General features: G+C 63.6%; 15 protein-coding genes. 6 read left to right on the top strand and 9 right to left on the bottom strand.

The genetic code is table 11. The features are described from left to right. Positions 1-45: 45 nt before the first annotated feature. A complete protein-coding gene (locus tag MY494_RS00950) occupies positions 46-720 on the top strand; it encodes an HAD family phosphatase (RefSeq protein ID WP_247910875.1) in 675 nt (224 codons plus the stop codon). Here the strand turns inward: MY494_RS00950 and sds are convergent. Genes sds through MY494_RS00925 form a run of 5 tightly spaced genes read right to left on the bottom strand, consistent with a single transcriptional unit; the run spans position 714 to position 5,329 of the window. Continuing rightward, a complete protein-coding gene (sds, locus tag MY494_RS00945) occupies positions 714-1,685 on the bottom strand; it encodes a solanesyl diphosphate synthase (RefSeq protein WP_247910874.1) in 972 nt (323 codons plus the stop codon). The two genes, MY494_RS00950 and sds, sit on opposite strands and share 7 nt — an antisense overlap. 50 nt (positions 1,686-1,735) lie before the next feature. Further along, positions 1,736-2,584 (bottom strand): glutamate racemase, encoded by an 849-nt coding sequence (gene murI / locus MY494_RS00940; RefSeq protein ID WP_247910873.1) that lies wholly within the window; start codon positions 2,582-2,584, stop codon positions 1,736-1,738. Further along, positions 2,581-3,660 carry an N-acetylmuramoyl-L-alanine amidase gene (locus MY494_RS00935; protein ID WP_247910872.1) on the bottom strand — a complete coding sequence of 360 codons (1,080 nt, stop codon included), beginning with the start codon at positions 3,658-3,660 and terminating at the stop codon, positions 2,581-2,583. The genes murI and MY494_RS00935 overlap by 4 nt, the downstream gene beginning before the upstream one ends. 46 nt (positions 3,661-3,706) lie before the next feature. Then, on the bottom strand, positions 3,707-4,525 hold the full coding sequence (locus MY494_RS00930; RefSeq protein WP_247910871.1) for a carbon-nitrogen hydrolase family protein: 819 nt from the start codon (positions 4,523-4,525) through the stop codon (positions 3,707-3,709). A 48-nt stretch (positions 4,526-4,573) separates the two neighbouring features. After that, positions 4,574-5,329 (bottom strand): 2-phosphosulfolactate phosphatase family protein, encoded by a 756-nt coding sequence (locus MY494_RS00925; protein ID WP_247910870.1) that lies wholly within the window; start codon positions 5,327-5,329, stop codon positions 4,574-4,576. Between the two features lie 63 nt (positions 5,330-5,392). On the opposite strand from MY494_RS00925, the gene MY494_RS00920 reads away from it, so the two are divergent. Both MY494_RS00920 and MY494_RS00915 read left to right on the top strand, forming a co-directional pair. Continuing rightward, entirely contained in the window at positions 5,393-6,958 is a 1,566-nt protein-coding gene (locus MY494_RS00920) for a UbiD family decarboxylase (RefSeq protein WP_247910869.1), read from the top strand. Between the two features lie 3 nt (positions 6,959-6,961). Further along, positions 6,962-7,396 carry an Rrf2 family transcriptional regulator gene (locus tag MY494_RS00915; RefSeq protein ID WP_247910868.1) on the top strand — a complete coding sequence of 145 codons (435 nt, stop codon included), beginning with the start codon at positions 6,962-6,964 and terminating at the stop codon, positions 7,394-7,396. Here MY494_RS00915 and MY494_RS00910 read toward each other — a convergent pair. Next, positions 7,393-7,644, bottom strand: coding sequence for a Nif11-like leader peptide family natural product precursor (locus MY494_RS00910; protein ID WP_247910867.1), 252 nt, complete (start codon positions 7,642-7,644; stop codon positions 7,393-7,395). The two genes, MY494_RS00915 and MY494_RS00910, sit on opposite strands and share 4 nt — an antisense overlap. Positions 7,645-7,731: 87 nt before the next feature. Between MY494_RS00910 and aroA the strand changes: the two genes are divergently transcribed. From aroA to glmU, 3 genes are read left to right on the top strand one after another with little or no spacing between them, the layout of a single operon-like run. Then, a complete protein-coding gene (aroA, locus tag MY494_RS00905; RefSeq protein WP_247910866.1) occupies positions 7,732-9,039 on the top strand; it encodes a 3-phosphoshikimate 1-carboxyvinyltransferase in 1,308 nt (435 codons plus the stop codon). Further along, a complete protein-coding gene (locus MY494_RS00900; RefSeq protein WP_247910865.1) occupies positions 9,014-9,916 on the top strand; it encodes a tRNA (5-methylaminomethyl-2-thiouridine)(34)-methyltransferase MnmD in 903 nt (300 codons plus the stop codon). The genes aroA and MY494_RS00900 overlap by 26 nt, the downstream gene beginning before the upstream one ends. 28 nt (positions 9,917-9,944) lie before the next feature. Beyond that, the gene (gene glmU, locus MY494_RS00895) at positions 9,945-11,285 is read left to right on the top strand and encodes a bifunctional UDP-N-acetylglucosamine diphosphorylase/glucosamine-1-phosphate N-acetyltransferase GlmU (protein WP_247910864.1); all 1,341 of its coding nucleotides are present in this window, start codon (positions 9,945-9,947) and stop codon (positions 11,283-11,285) included. A gap of 25 nt (positions 11,286-11,310) precedes the next feature. Here glmU and murF read toward each other — a convergent pair whose 3' ends face one another. The 3 genes from murF to glgA form a co-directional block, all read right to left on the bottom strand. Next, on the bottom strand, positions 11,311-12,669 hold the full coding sequence (gene murF, locus MY494_RS00890) for a UDP-N-acetylmuramoyl-tripeptide--D-alanyl-D-alanine ligase (RefSeq protein ID WP_247910863.1): 1,359 nt from the start codon (positions 12,667-12,669) through the stop codon (positions 11,311-11,313). A gap of 4 nt (positions 12,670-12,673) precedes the next feature. Further along, the gene (locus MY494_RS00885) at positions 12,674-13,339 is read right to left on the bottom strand and encodes a hypothetical protein (protein ID WP_247910862.1); all 666 of its coding nucleotides are present in this window, start codon (positions 13,337-13,339) and stop codon (positions 12,674-12,676) included. Positions 13,340-13,425: 86 nt separating this feature from the next. Continuing rightward, on the bottom strand, positions 13,426-14,952 hold the full coding sequence (gene glgA / locus MY494_RS00880; RefSeq protein WP_247910861.1) for a glycogen synthase GlgA: 1,527 nt from the start codon (positions 14,950-14,952) through the stop codon (positions 13,426-13,428). Position 14,953: the final 1 nt, after the last annotated feature.

Here is a 14,953-nt window from a genome sequence, read left to right as displayed (position 1 = left end):
CTCTCTGAAGCGCTGTAACGCTGTTGCAGGGTTCAGGATGGGGTGATGGCTCATCCCGCTGGCTGCCTGTTTGACCTCGATGGGCTGCTGCTCGATACCGAACCCCTGCATGCGCAGGCCTGGCAGCAGGCCGCCCGTCACTTCGGTCGAGCCCTAAGCGAGGGAGAGCTCATGCAATTGCGGGGGCGCCGGCGCCTGGACTGCGCCGATCAGGTCCGCCAGTGGATCAGCGCAAGCGGCCTGGACGTCCCCAGCACTGAGGCACTCTTGGCCATCCGACAGCCGATCGCCGAGGCGCTCTTGATCCAGGCCCAACCGATGGCAGGGGCTCAGGCCCTTGTTCAACGCTGCCTCGACCTGGGCCTACCGATGGCCCTGGCCACCAGCAGCTCAGGGGATGCGGTGAAGCTCAAAGCCAAGCCACACCCCTGGCTTGAAGCGATACAAGAACGGGTCCATGGAGACGACCCGGAGCTCAAACGCGGCAAGCCCCATCCGGACGTCTTTCAACTCGCCGCCCAGCGCTTGGGGGTGAGCTGCGAGGAAAGCTGGGCATTCGAAGACTCACCAGCCGGGGCGCAAGCCGCCTTGGCTGCCGGCTGCCGCGTCTTTGTGGTGCCGGCACCAGGGGCCGATCGAAATCTCTACCCGAACAAGGTCACTGACTTTCTCGACTCACTCCAAGATGTTTTAGCTCTACTGAACGAAGGAACTCAGTAGAGACGACTCAGAACAAACTCGGGTAACTCCAACAGTGCCGTACGGCAATCGGAGGGTGGCAGGAAGCTCAAGGCTTCATAGGCCTCGTTGGCGAAGGTTTCAGCCAAGGTGCGGGAGCGCTGAATGGCGTTACTGCCGCGAACCAACTCAAGAGCTTGCTCCAGATCACCTTCTTGGTTGAACTCACGCTCAATCAGGACAGCCAAGGCAGGGCGCTCCTCAAGGGCGTACAACGCTGGAGCAGTCAAATAGCCACTGGCCAGGTCGCTGGCGGCTGGCTTACCCAGCTGTTGATCGCTGCCGGTGAAATCGAGGATGTCATCGACCACCTGGAACGCCAGACCGAGTTGACGGCCAAAGCGATAGAGGTCATCGAGCTGGGCTTCGGGCAGATCACTCAGCACTCCAGCAGCCCGAGCGCTGTTGGCGATCAAGGACGCGGTCTTGCAGTAGCTCTTCTCGAGATAGGTCTCGAAGCTCTGGCCCGTGTCGTAGCGGTAGAGACCTTGCTTCACTTCTCCATCGGCGAGATCCATGATCACGCGGGAGAGCAGCTTGACCACCTCGAGGTTGTCGAGGTTGGCGAGGTGCCAGCTGGCCTGAGCAAACAGGAAGTCGCCGGCCAGAACCGCAACGCGGTGGTTGAAACGGCTGTGAACTGTGTCCACCCCACGACGCGTGGAGGCTTCATCCACGACGTCGTCATGGACGAGTGAGGCCGTATGGATCATCTCAGTGATCTCAGCCAGGCGCCGATGGCGACTGGTGAGCTCACCCTGGGGCGCGAGGGCCCGGGAAATCAGGAGAACAATGCCAGGACGGAGCCGCTTACCACCCGCACTGAACAGGTGCTCTGCAGCGGCCTGAAGAATCGGATGGCCAGCACCGATCAGGCTGCGGAGATCACTCAGCAGAGCCTCGAGATCGGACTCGACGGGCTGTAGCAGCTCTGCAACGGTGGCCATGACCCCCAGCGGTGGATTGATCCTAGAAGGCGCCAACCTCCGACCGCTGCCTAAGCGGGGCCAAGACAGCGGGATTCATCAGAACGCGGCATCCAGATCAACGCCTGACAGGAGCTGTTCACGCCCACCAGCCGCGCGAGGGCTCGATTGAAGGCCGAAGGATCAGCGGTGGTGGCAAAGAGGTACCGGGAGGGCTGCGCCATGGCCCCCTGTTGACCAGAGGCCAAAAGACCGGCCTTCTCCAAAACATCCGCTAGATGACGTGCCACGGCAGGAGCAGGGTCCAGGACCGCCATCGCCGGGCCCACAAGACGGCGGATGGACTCGATCACAAAGGGGTAGTGGGTGCAGCCCAAAACAATCGTGTCGGCACCAGCAGCCAGCATCGGCTGGAGATAGCTCATCAACCTGGCATCGCAGTCGGAGCCCTCCAGGTCGCCCTGCTCTACCAGCTCCGCCAGACCCACGCAGACCTGCTCCACCACCTGAACGGCCGTGGCATAGCGACCGACGGTGGCGCGATACAGCTGCCCTTGAAAAGTTGCCGGCGTGGCCATCACTCCCACCACTCCGGAGCGGGTCAGCTGAACCGCAGGCTTCACCGCCGGCTCTAAGCCCAAGATCGGCAGCTTGGGGAAGCGCTGTCGCAGGGGTTCCAACGCCACGGCTGAAGCGGTGTTGCAGGCCACCACAATCGCCTTGCAACCTTCAGCAACCAGATAGTCAGCAATCGCCAAGCTGTTGGCCTGAATCTCGGTTGCCGAGCGGTTGCCATAGGGAACATGGGCCTGATCCGCCACGTACAGCAAGGACTCAGCTGGCAGAGCATGCACCACCTGACGCCAGATGCTTAAACCGCCAACGCCGGAATCAAACAGACCGATGGGGGCCCCACTCATGGGTAAGCCACCAGGTAATTGAGGATGCCCATAGCGATAGCAACAGCCAGCCGCCGGCGGAAACCGGGATCGGCCAATCGGGGTGCATCCAATTGCCCCGTGACAAAGCCCATCTCCACCAAAGCCGCCGGCATCACCGTGCGGCGAATCACAAAGAAGCGACCGGAGCGCGCTCCCCGGTCAGGCGTTCCCGGTGAAGCTGCCAAGAGCTGGTTCTGAATCGATTGGGCCAAGCTCAAGGAGCGGCCTCCTTGGAAGTAGAAGGTCTCCACACCATTGACGTCTGGGCGATTCATGCTCAGGGCATTGGCGTGGATGCTCACAAACAAGTCCGCACGGTTGTTATTGGCCAGCGCCACCCGAGGAGGCAAGTCCACATCCACTTCCGAGGAACGGGTTAAGAGGACGCGAACACCCTTGGCCTGAAGGATCTGAGCCACCTGGAGACTCACATCGAGAACGACGTCCGTCTCCCGCAGGTTGTTGATTCCGATCGCCCCAGGATCCGGGCCGCCATGGCCGGGGTCGAGGACCACCGTGTAACGACCCGCGGGAACCGATGGAAGGTCCCCAAGTTTGGGAATCGGTCCGCGGGGCAGCTGCAGGGCAGGGGGCGGAAGGGCGCGCCAACTGGGGCCTTGGGGGCGTTCGAGACTTCCTTCGCCGATGGCCCGAAGACCGCGGACACTCGGTCCAAAGTCCATGGACCAACGATCGACATCGGTACCAACCAACTTGATCTGACGGGGATCCAGCCGGGTGCCAGGCTCAAACTCAATCACCAAGCGCGTGGCGTTGTCGGTCGGTCGACCGATGCGAACCTCTCGAATCGCACCATTGCCCGCCAAGGTTCTGGAGCGTTGAGGCGCCCCGGGCAGGTCCACCCAGATCCGAGGGCCCACACCACCGCTACCCCCCTCAAAAAAAGCCTGAAGACGGGTGGCTGGTGGGGTCCTCAGCTCCAGAACACCGTCGCGACTGATGGCCCAGGCCGACAGAGCACTCCAGGCGCGGGCCGGAAGCGCCGAGAGGAGCGTTACGCAGGGAAGCAGCAGGGCTAATCCCAGACGAGACAAGCGTCTGACTGGGCGATGCAGCGTCTGTGGCGACACAGATCTCGCCTTAAAACAAAGCGGGTTTGCGGTGCTGAAGGCTTGGCATCTGAGCCTGAATCCGCTGGCGATGGCCGACGTCGATGGGTGCCACGGCCTGCCCCACGGAGGTGCCGGCATCCGAGAGAACGGTGCCCCAAGGATCGATCACCAGGGAATGGCCGTGGGTCTGGCGTCGCGCTCCGTGCTGGCCTGTCTGCGCCGGGGCAACCACGTAGGCCGTGTTCTCGATGGCGCGTGCCTGCAACAGAACATTCCAGTGGTCCTTGCCCGTAAAGGCGGTGAAGGCCGCGGGGATGAACAACAGATCAGCCCCCTCGGCAGCCAGGTGCCGGTAGAGCTCAGGGAAGCGAACGTCGTAGCAAATGGAGAGGCCAACGCGGCAGAGGCCGGGAACCGCCACCACAGGAGGCAAGGCGTTTCCGGGTTGAACGGTCGCCGATTCCTGGTAGGTGTTGCCGTCAGGCAAATCGACGTCGAAAAGGTGAATCTTGTCGTAGGTCGCCAGGATTTGACCGTCCTTCGCCACCAACTCGGCCCGGTTGCTGGTCAGTCCAGATCCAGCGGGAACCGGATAACCACCGCCCATCAGGGTCACCTGATAGCGGCGAGCCATGGTGATCAGAAAGCGCTGCGCCTGCTCTGCGATCAGCGCGGCCTGCTCAAGGCGCTGGCTGTCCTCGCCCATGAAGGCGAAGTTCTCCGGCAAGCCGACCAACTCGGCACCACGGCGAACAGCCAGCTCAATCTGCTCTTCGGCGGCAGCGAAATTGGCGGTTAGATCAGCGCTGCTATTGAGCTGGATTGCCGCAGCCAGAAAGCTTGTCAACGCTGGAGTTTTGCCACCGAGACCACTGTAAGGGTGGCCGCAATGGGATCAAGCGGCCTGCAGAACGCCCGGGCTGGTTTGGGTGGGAACCATGGTCATGGTGTCGACGGCCGCACAGCAGGCGAAATCGGCGTCGTGGTTCCCCAAACCCATCAGACGTTGGCCGTGGCTCGCCGCCCGCAAGCACGTTTCGGTGTCATGGCGCCACTGTTGCCACAGGGCCAGGGCAGCCAAGGCTTCGTCATTGGCACAGCGCACCCCGACGTGGGGAGAGACGGCCAATTCCATCGCGGCAGAAATCACGGCGCCGGCCGCCAGGCTGTCCTCCAGGGAGTAGTCGCCCTCCCAGCCACTGCCGACGACCCAAACCCGCTCGACCCCATGGTCGATCAGTCGTTTAGCGACGGCGGTTCGATTAGGCAGGCAGGCCGTGACCAGCAGCGGCACAGGTTTGACCGCCTCCAGCGAGCGGGTTCCATTGGTGGTGCTGATGAAGATGCGCTTGCCGCCCACCACCTCTGGAGTGACCGCCAGAGGGGAATTCCCCAGGTCATAGCCCTGGACCCGCTGACCGCCCCGTTCCCCAGCCCGGAGGCAGCGCTCGGGCACCCAGGCATCAGCCGCCTGGTTGAGGGCCTCGAGGTCCGCGAAGGCCTGAATCGCTTCGGCACCGCTCTGCAGTGCACAGGCGATGGTGGTGGTGGCCCGCAGGACATCGATCACCACGGCCGCATCGGGCCCACCCTCAGCCACGGGGCGCAGGCTGGGAACGTTCTCCGAGGTGTGGAAATAGGAGATCTGCACGACCGCAGTGGCTCAAGGGGGTGCGTCACAGTAGGCAGAACCTGCTGAAAAGTTGAGAGCGCCATGGGATCTGCGGCTAACGCGAATGGATCCCAACGTGATCTCAGGGGCTTTCTGGAGCTACTGGAAGCGCGGGGCCAACTGCGCCGCATCAGTGCCCCTGTGGACCCCGATCTCGAGCTTGCAGCGATTGCCGATCGGGTCTTGGGCTGTGGCGGCCCAGCCCTGCTCTTCGAGAACGTCAAAGGCTCGAGCATTCCGGTAGCGGTGAATTTGCTGGGGACCCTGGAGCGGGTCCTCTGGTCGATGGGGATGGAGAGGCCCGAGGAGCTGGAGGCCCTTGGGGAGCGCCTGGCTCTGCTCCAGCAACCCAAACCCCCCAAAGGTCCGCGGGAAGCCATCCGGTTCGGCTCCGTCTTGCTGGATGTGCTGAAGGCCAAGCCCGACCTCGACCTGTTGCCCCCTTGCAGACAGGAGGTTTTCCAGGGCGATGCCGTTGACCTCGATCGCCTGCCGCTGCTTCGGCCCTGGCCGGGTGATGCCGGCCGCATCATCACCCTCGGCCTGGTCATCACCAAGGACCCAGAGACCGGCACCCCAAACGTCGGGGTCTATCGGCTTCAGCAGCAGTCCATCAACACGATGACCGTGCACTGGCTGAGCGTGCGGGGCGGTGCGCGCCACCTGCGCAAGGCCGCAGCCCTGGGCAAGCCGCTGGAGATTGCCATTGCCATCGGCGTTCACCCTCTGCTGGTGATGGCTGCCGCCACCCCGATTCCGGTGCAACTGAGCGAGTGGCTCTTTGCTGGGCTCTACGCCGGTGAGGGGGTGCGTCTGGCGAAGTGCAAAACCGTGGACCTGGAGGTTCCAAGCCACAGCGAAATCGTGCTGGAAGGAACGATTACCCCCGGGGAAGAACTGCCCGACGGCCCCTTTGGCGATCACATGGGCTTTTACGGAGGTGTTGAGCCGTCACCACTGGTGCGCATCCAATGCGTCACCCAACGGCGTAATCCGACCTACTTCACCACCTTCAGCGGGCGTCCGCCCAAGGAGGACGCCATGTTGGCGATCGCCCTCAATCGGATCTACACGCCGATCCTGCGCCAGCAAATCCCTGAAATTGTCGACTTCTTCCTCCCCATGGAGGGCCTCAGTTACAAGCTGGCGGTGATCGCCATCGATAAGGCCTATCCGGGCCAAGCCAAGAGAGCAGCCATGGCCTTCTGGAGTGCTCTACCCCAATTCACCTACACCAAGTTCGTCGTTGTCGTCGATCAGTCGATCAATATTCGCGATCCTCGGCAGGTGATCTGGGCGATCAGCTCCTTGGTCGATCCGCAGCGGGATCTCTTCGTCCTCGAGAACACGCCATTCGACACCCTCGATTTCGCAAGCGAGCAACTGGGACTGGGGGGGCGCCTCGCAATCGATGCCACAACGAAGATGGGACCCGAGCGCAACCACCCCTGGGGTGAGCCCCTACAGCGGCCCGCCGACCTGGAGGCCCGCTTGGACGAGCGCTGGGAGGAACTGGGATTGGCCGATGTCGGTCAACAGGATCCCGACCCGGCCCTGTTTGGCTACGTGCTCGAGCAGGTTCTCGAGCGACTACAACGGCCGACCTAAGCCATGCTGCGGCGCAGTGGTCTACAGGCACTCCAGGCGTTGCTGCACCTCGCCATGGCCAGCCCACGCTGGTGTTCGGTCAATGACATCGCAGAAGCCCAGGGGCTTCCGGCTCCGACGCTCGAGCAACTGCTCCTGCAACTGCGGCGAGCCGACCTCGTGGAAGCCAAACGAGGCCGTCAGGGGGGCTACCGCCTCAGCCGCCGAGCTGAATCCATTCCAGTCAGCGAAGTCCTCAACGCGGTCGGGGCGCCCCTGGCGCTGAACGCCCCCGGGGAGAGCAGCCGAGCTGAACAGCAGGTGCTCAACAGCATGGGACGACGGCTTCAGGCCGCCCTGGATCGAGAGCTCAAGCAACTAACTCTCCAGGAGCTCCTCTTTGACCTCCAGAGCTGGCAGGAGTGCCTGAGTAATGGGGGAGGGCTAATGCTCGGTTAGAGCAGCGCGTCCCGTTGCAGATAGACGCGAATCAACTTCTCATCCATCAGCCCAGATCGAGCCACCGAAGCCTCGTTGCAGCGCTCGAAGACACCCAACAACGTGGCCGCCTCAAAGGGGTGACCCATCTCCGTCGCGATCGCCGCCACTTCATCGACAGTGCAGACCTCATTCAGGCGTGCACGAAGCTCCGGGTTGTCCTGGATCAGAGCGAGAAAGCCAAAGAGAGACGGAAGTTGCTCAGCCATGAACCCGTTTGGGTGGGTGGTCTCAGTTTGGCGAGAAGAGCTGAATTTCAATCACTTCCTACGCTCGCTGAAACCAAGTCGTTCTCCATGTCGCTCGCCCTGGGCACCACTACCGGCCGCAGCCTCAAGGGCCACGTTCGGGTCCCTGGGGACAAGTCGATCTCCCATCGCGCTCTGCTCTTTGGAGCCATCGCCGAGGGGACGACCCGAATCGAGGGACTGCTTCCAGCTGAGGATCCCTTGAGCACCGCCGCCTGTTTGCGGGCGATGGGGGTCGAAGTCTCGGCAATCGAAGCCGGGAAGACCGTGGTCGTCGAAGGCGTCGGCCTCGACGGTTTCCGAGAACCCGAGAGCGTGCTGGATTGCGGCAATTCCGGCACGACCATGCGCCTCATGCTTGGCCTACTGGCGGGGCGCTGCGGACGCCACTTCGTTGTGACCGGTGACGACTCCCTGCGGCGCAGGCCGATGAAGCGGGTGGGTGGCCCCCTGGCGGAAATGGGCGCCAGCATCCATGGACGCGCGGGCGGGAACTTGGCCCCACTGGCAATCGAGGGCCGTCAACTCAAGGGGGCAACGATTCGCACCCCGGTCGCTTCCGCCCAAGTGAAGAGCGCCATCCTGCTGGCGGCCTTGACGGCTGACGGGCCGACCACGGTGATCGAGCCGGTCCAGAGCAGGGACCACAGCGAACGGATGCTGCGCGCCTTTGGCGCAGAACTCACGGTGGGGGGAGCCGGGCAAACCGAGGTCACCGTGATTCCGGGCGCGAGGCTCAAAGGCCAGGACGTCGTTGTCCCTGGAGATATCAGTTCGGCAGCCTTCTGGTTGGTCGCTGGTGCGATCACCCCAGGCTCTGACCTCACCATCGAGAACGTCGGTCTCAACCCAAGCCGAACGGGGATTCTCGATGTCCTCGAGCAGATGGGGGCCCGCATTGAGGTCCTCAATGCCCGGGATGTGGCTGGTGAGCCCGTGGGTGATCTGCATGTGGTCCACGGCCCCTTGAAGGCCTTCACCATCGGCAGCGATCTCATTCCCCGGCTGGTGGATGAGATCCCCGTGCTGGCGGTCGCCGCCTGCTGCGCCGAGGGACGCAGCCGGGTGACGGGAGCCGAGGAACTCCGGGTGAAGGAAACCGATCGCCTGGCGGTGATGGCCCGTCAACTCGGGGCCATGGGGGCACAAATCGAAGAGTTCCCCGACGGAATGACCATCCAAGGTGGTGTCCAGTTGCACGGCGCTGAAGTCGACAGCGAAACCGATCACCGCGTCGCCATGAGCCTGGCCGTGGCAGCGCAGATCGCGTCCAGTGCGACCACGATCCAGCGCCCAGAAGCGGCGGCTGTGTCTTACCCCGGCTTCTGGAATGACCTCGAACGGCTTCAAGCTTGAAGCCCGAAGCACCGGCGACGGCAGCTTCAGCCTGTTCAGTCCGGAGTTCGGCGAAGCCTTCCACAGCAGCCGCGGGGCCCTTACCGAAGCGCGTGAAAAGTTTGTCGAGCCGGCTGGGCTCGAGCGCTTTCCCCCAGGCAGCAGCCTTCGGGTTCTCGATGTTTGCCTTGGAACGGGCTGCAACACGGCGGCACTCCTAGAGGCCTGCGGCAGCCACCAGCTCACACTGCAGTGGTGGGGACTCGAGCTCGACCAAGAGCCCTTGGCTCAAGCCCTCGCCAGCCCAGCCTTCTGCGCCCAATGGCAACCCGGCACGGTGGCGCGCCTCCAAGAGCTCTGCAGCGGCGAAGGCATGCTTTGGGGAGACGCCAGAGAAAGGGTCCAACCGCTTGTTGAACAGCTGAAGGGGCAGTTCGATCTGGTGCTGATGGATGCCTTCTCACCCAGTCGCTGTCCTCAGCTCTGGAGCGTTGAATTTCTCGGTGCACTGGGGGCCCTCTTGCGGCCCGAGGGCAAACTGCTGACCTACTGCAGTGCCGCAGCCATAAGGCAAGCCTTGCGGCTCGCCGGCCTGGAACTGGCGGCGATCGAGGCCCCCTGCGGTCTGCAACAGCACAAACAGGATTGGAGCGGCGGCACGGCCGCAAGCCCATCCCCCGTCGCTCGCGGTCCGCGCCTGCGCCCACTGTCGGCGATGGAGGAGGAGCATTTGCTCACAAACGCGGCAGAGCCCTACCGCGACCCCGGCTTCAGCCTGGACCGCAAGACGATCCTTCAACGGCGGCAACAGGCCCAGGCCCGGGCCATGCAAGAGGGCAACGTCGAGGGCACCAGTGCCTGGCGCCGGCGCTGGGGCCTGACGGGCAACCACCAGTAGATTCCCGCTCAGCTACCTGCCCTTGCCGATGCTCGCCGTTGCCGTGTTGGCTGCCGGAAAGGGCACCCGCATGAAAAGCGACCTGCCCAAGGTGCTCCAGCCCCTCGCGGGAGCCACCCTGGTGGAGCGTATACTCGGCAGCTGCCGTGCCCTGAAGCCGCAGCGCCAGATCCTGATCGTCGGGCACCAGGCCGAGCGCGTCGAGCAATCCCTGAGCCAGCACGACGGGCTGGAGTTTGTCCTGCAGCAGCCCCAGAACGGCACCGGCCATGCCGTCCAGCAGCTGCTGGCGCCCCTAGCGGATTTTGACGGGGATCTTCTGGTCCTCAATGGTGATGTGCCCCTGCTGCGGGAAGAGACGATCACGGCACTGCTTGAGCAGCACCGCAGTTCCCAGGCTTCCGTGACGTTGTTGACCGCAAGGCTGGACGATCCAACCGGCTATGGACGGGTCTTCGCCGATGCCAGTGGCCAGGTCTCAGCCATCGTTGAGCACCGCGATTGCACGGACGAGCAGAGGGCGAACAACCTCACCAACGCCGGGATCTACTGCTTCAACTGGAAGAAGCTGGCCGCGGTCTTGCCCCAACTCAGCACGGATAACGACCAGGGGGAGCTGTACCTAACGGACACCGTGGCGATGCTCAGCCCCGCCATGCACCTCGAGGTCGCCGATGCCGATGAGATCAATGGCATCAACGACCGCTATCAGCTGGCCCAGTGCGAAGCGGTGATTCAGCAGCGCCTCCGTCGCCATTGGATGGCCGAAGGCGTGACCTTTATCGATCCGGACAGCTGCACCCTCAGCGATGGCACCCGTTTCGATCGCGATGTCGTCGTCGAACCGCAGTGCCATTTCCGCGGAACCACGACCATCGGCCGGGGCTGCCGCATTGGTCCCGGGAGCTTCCTCGAGAACGCCAGCGTTGGCGAAGAGGTCGAAGTGCTCTATTCAGTCCTGCGTGATGCAGTCGTCGCTGATCGCTGCTCGATTGGCCCCTACGCCCAGCTCAGACCCGGGAGCGAACTGGCCCGGGACTGCCGAATCGGCAACTTTGTCGAAGTCAAAAAGAGCCAAATCGCCGCAGGAAGCAAGGTCAATCACCTCAGCTACATCGGGGATGCCCAGCTGGGGGAAAACGTCAATGTGGGTGCAGGGACCATCACCGCGAACTACGACGGGGTCAACAAACACCAGACCGTCATTGGCGCTGGTAGCAAGACCGGGGCCAACTCGGTGCTTGTCGCGCCGATCACCCTGGGGGCCAATGTCACGGTGGGAGCCGGCTCCACCTTGACCAAAGATGTTCCCGCTGGTGCCTTGGCCTTGGGCCGAGCCAAGCAACTGGTGAAGGAGAACTGGTCCTAGGCGGGCAAGAACGCGGCAGCCTGGCTCAAACCTGAGGCAGCAGAGGAATCAGACGCTCGAGTGCAACACCGCGACTCGCCTTAAGCAGCAGCACATCACCGCTCAAGAGCCACTGCTGCAGCGGGCCAGCAGCGAGGTCAGGTTCCTCGACCACCGCTAACCGGGGAAGGGCCGTGGCGGCCTGGGCCATGGCCTCAGCTTCAGCTCCGCTTGCCACGATCACTAAGCCATCGAGGCCCAAGGCCGCTGCCCGCGCTGCCACTTGACGATGCAGGGCCACACTCTGATCCCCCAGTTCAAGCATGGTTCCGAGGACCGCAAAACGGCGGCCGGGCTGCCCTGCCAGGAGATCCAAGGCCGCCAAGACGGCTTCTGGGGAGGCGTTGTAGGTCTCATCCAACAAGGTCAGACCACCGATCTTCTGGCGGCGGTTGCGTCCTCCGGGCACATCCACGGCCATCTGCGTCAGGGCGGCCGTGGGCACCCCCAATTCAGCGGCAACGGCCAAGGCCAAGAGCAGATTGCGGGCGTTATGGCGCCCGTCCAGCGGCAGGTGGATGCGTGATCCATTGACGCTGATCACCCCCGCAGCTTCCTCCCAATCACCGATCCAATCGGCATCCCTGGCGCCGTCTTCATCCGCCAAGGCCACCCGAGCGACCCGGCCGGACCAGACCCGCGCGAGGGCCACCTCTAGGAGGGGATCGCCGGCAGGCACCACGAGCAGTCCGTCCTGTCGCAGGGCTGCCGTGATTTCCAACTTGGCCTGGGCAATCGCCTCGCGGCTGCCCAAGCGACCAATGTGAGCGGTCCCGATATTGGTCACCACCGCCACGTCCGGGGCCGCAGCGTGACTCAGGCGTTCAATCTCGCCAAGACCCCGCATCCCCATCTCGACGACCACCGCCCGGTGTTGCTCGCCCGCGTTCATCAAGGTGAGCGGAACGCCGATGTCGTTGTTTTCATTGCCCCGGCTGGCTTGCACAGGCCCCAGGGGCAGCAGTGCGGAGCGAATCAGTTCTCGCGTGGTGGTCTTGCCCGCCGAGCCGGTCACGGCCACCACAGGGCAACGCAGCATCTGGCGGTGCAGCAACGCCAACTGCTGGTAGGCCTCCAAGGTGTCATCGACGAGCCAATGGAGAAATCCCTTGGGAACAAGATCCTTCCTGTCGCGTTGAACAACGGCGGCCAGCGCACCGATGGCCGCCGCCTGGGGCAAGAACGCATGGCCATCAAAGCGCTCACCCACCAGGGGAATGAACAGCTGTCCGGCGCAGAGCTGCCGGCTGTCGGTGCAAATCTCGACCTCAGCAGACCCGGGTTCCCACTCCTGTGGGGCACCCTGGGGTGCACCCCAACGGGCTATCAGAGCGCCAAGCTGCATCGGCTCAGGTGGACGGAGATTCAGCGAGGACGATCATGCCTTCACCCACCAGGGCATCTCTGGCGATGAGGCCAGAGCGGGAATCGCGCAGCTCCAAGTGGTCGTACCCCAACTGCAGCGCCCATTGCTGCCAGAGCTCCGCACGACGCTGCTGCTCCTGCTGGCTCAAGGCGGGGAATGCCCGCCGCACCTGGAGGATCAGCAGGGATTGATCGGCCACACCCTCCGCCTGCACCAAGAGGCCATCGGCCTCGGGTCGCTGCACGAGCTCAACCAAGGGATCCGGGGCGTACGGGCCCTCCAGGCCTTCAGGCTCAAGATCGGCTGGCGGCTCCTGGATCGGCGCCATCAACGCCTCCTCCAGCGGAGATGGCGGCAGTGGAGCCTCTTGGGCCGCCGTCGGTTCGCTGATCGCCTTGGGGGCCTGCTGCGGCACGAGCTCTTCTTGAATCACAGACGAAGGAGCCGGTGCCTCCACGGCATTCGGGGTGATGGGCCATCTGTTCAGCAACAGGGTTGTTGATCCCAAGGCAAGAGCGACCAGCAGCAGACCTAGACCGGGCCAAAACAAGGGAGCCAGATCAGCCGGCCACCAGGCCGGTGCCGGCAGGGTTCCCTGGCGATTGCGCCTCCAAAGCTCCTGAGCACGCAGGAGGAGGTCAGCACGCACAGCGCGAAGGTCCTCCGCCAGGGAGACCCAAGGATTCCGGTAGGGCGCTGGCAGATTGCTGCGCCGTTCAGTAGGTGGCGGTGCGCTCAGCGTGCGTTCCGCCGGCGCAGCAGCGAGAGGGGATTCCGCAAGCCCGAATTCGGCACGGCTTCAGAACCTTGATCCTCTCCATGCCGGCTGGGATCAGCCTGTTGTCCCAGGGAGAACTGCTCGACGGCCTGGGCATCGGGAGTGGGCTCCTTCACGCCTTTGACCTCCTTGTACATCCGGTCGTACTCCAGGGCGGAGCGATCCCAACTGAAGTTGGCCTGCATCGCCCGCCGCTGCAGCTCCGTCCAACTCTGGCGATGGCGGTACGCCTCCCAGGAGCGAACGATCGAGGTGTAGAAGTCGAGGGGCTCGTAGCGGTCGAAGCCAAAGCCAGTGCCGGAGTGGTCATTGGGGTCATGGGGCGGAACCGTATCGACCAGACCACCAACGCGGCGCACCACCGGAATGGAGCCGTAGCGCATCGCCAGGAGCTGACTGATGCCGCATGGCTCAAAGCGGCTCGGCATCAAGAACGAATCGCTACCGGCGTAGATCAAGCGCGAGAGCGCGTCGTCATAGGTCAGGAAGACCGCAAAGCGACCTGGATAACGGGACGCCATCTGCCATAGGCCCGCCTCCAGGTGACGATCCCCCGTTCCAAGCACCACGATCTGACTGTCGGAGTAGGCCAAGACCCGGTCGGCCACTTGAAGCAACAGGTCAATGCCCTTCTGGTCGACCAAACGGCTCACAACACCCATCAGGTAGCTGTCCGGATTCACCGCCAGCCCCATGCGCTCCTGCAAAGCCCGCTTGCAAGCAGCGCGGCCCGAGAGATCATCCGCGGAAAAATTGGCGGGAAGGCTGGAATCGGTAGCCGGATTCCAGGCGTCTTGATCGATGCCGTTGAGGATGCCGCGCAGCTTGCCGCTGACAAAATTCAACAGGCCATCGAGATTCTCGCCGTACTCGGGTGTCCGGATCTCTTGGGCATAGGTGGGTGAGACCGCATTGACCCGATCGGCGTAGAGCAAGGCCGCCGCCATGGTGTGATCACCCTGCATGTACCAGGGGCACCAGGTCATCCGGTCCAGCTTCCAGCGCCAGGGACCCTGGTACTTCAGGTTGTGGATGGTGAAGACCGTGCTGATCTCGGGGTCCTGGTGCATCCAAACCGGAATCATCCCGGTATGCCAGTCGTGGCAGTGCAGGATGTCGGGCTTCCAGTGGTGCCACGCAAACTCGGAAACAGCGCTGGCGAAAAACGTGAAACGCCAGTCCTCGTCTTCCCCGCCGTAGATCCGCTCAGGATCGAAGACAGGGTGCCCCACCAGATACAAAGGCAAACCATTGCTGGGGTGGCGGGTTTCGAACACCGCAAAGTCGGTGCCCATCGTGTGCCCCCGCCAGACGGGATCAGCGGGGATCTGCAGCAGGCTCCACAACCGGCCGTAGCCGGGCATGATCAGACGAACGTCATGGCCAAGCGGGGCCAAGGCCGGGGGCAGGGAGCCGACGACGTCCCCCATGCCTCCCACCTTGACCATCGGTGCACATTCAGCCGCAGCAAAGAGCACCCGCATG

The sequence above is a fragment of the Synechococcus sp. A10-1-5-1 genome (genome assembly GCF_023115425.1).
In the GTDB taxonomy this organism is placed as follows: domain Bacteria; phylum Cyanobacteriota; class Cyanobacteriia; order PCC-6307; family Cyanobiaceae; genus Vulcanococcus.
This window is presented reverse-complemented; position numbering and strand designations above follow the sequence as displayed.

Bases quoted from the DNA above. Each gene is read 5' to 3' on its own strand.
- MY494_RS00950 (WP_247910875.1), top strand. From the start codon at position 46: ATGGCTCATCCCGCTGGCTGCCTGTTTGACCTCGATGGGCTGCTGCTC.
- sds (WP_247910874.1), bottom strand. From the start codon at position 1,685: ATGGCCACCGTTGCAGAGCTGCTACAGCCCGTCGAGTCCGATCTCGAG.
- murI (WP_247910873.1), bottom strand. From the start codon at position 2,584: ATGAGTGGGGCCCCCATCGGTCTGTTTGATTCCGGCGTTGGCGGTTTA.
- MY494_RS00920 (WP_247910869.1), top strand. From the start codon at position 5,393: ATGGGATCTGCGGCTAACGCGAATGGATCCCAACGTGATCTCAGGGGC.
- MY494_RS00915 (WP_247910868.1), top strand. From the start codon at position 6,962: ATGCTGCGGCGCAGTGGTCTACAGGCACTCCAGGCGTTGCTGCACCTC.
- MY494_RS00910 (WP_247910867.1), bottom strand. From the start codon at position 7,644: ATGGCTGAGCAACTTCCGTCTCTCTTTGGCTTTCTCGCTCTGATCCAG.
- aroA (WP_247910866.1), top strand. From the start codon at position 7,732: ATGTCGCTCGCCCTGGGCACCACTACCGGCCGCAGCCTCAAGGGCCAC.
- MY494_RS00900 (WP_247910865.1), top strand. From the start codon at position 9,014: ATGACCTCGAACGGCTTCAAGCTTGAAGCCCGAAGCACCGGCGACGGC.
- glmU (WP_247910864.1), top strand. From the start codon at position 9,945: ATGCTCGCCGTTGCCGTGTTGGCTGCCGGAAAGGGCACCCGCATGAAA.
- murF (WP_247910863.1), bottom strand. From the start codon at position 12,669: ATGCAGCTTGGCGCTCTGATAGCCCGTTGGGGTGCACCCCAGGGTGCC.
- glgA (WP_247910861.1), bottom strand. From the start codon at position 14,952: ATGCGGGTGCTCTTTGCTGCGGCTGAATGTGCACCGATGGTCAAGGTG.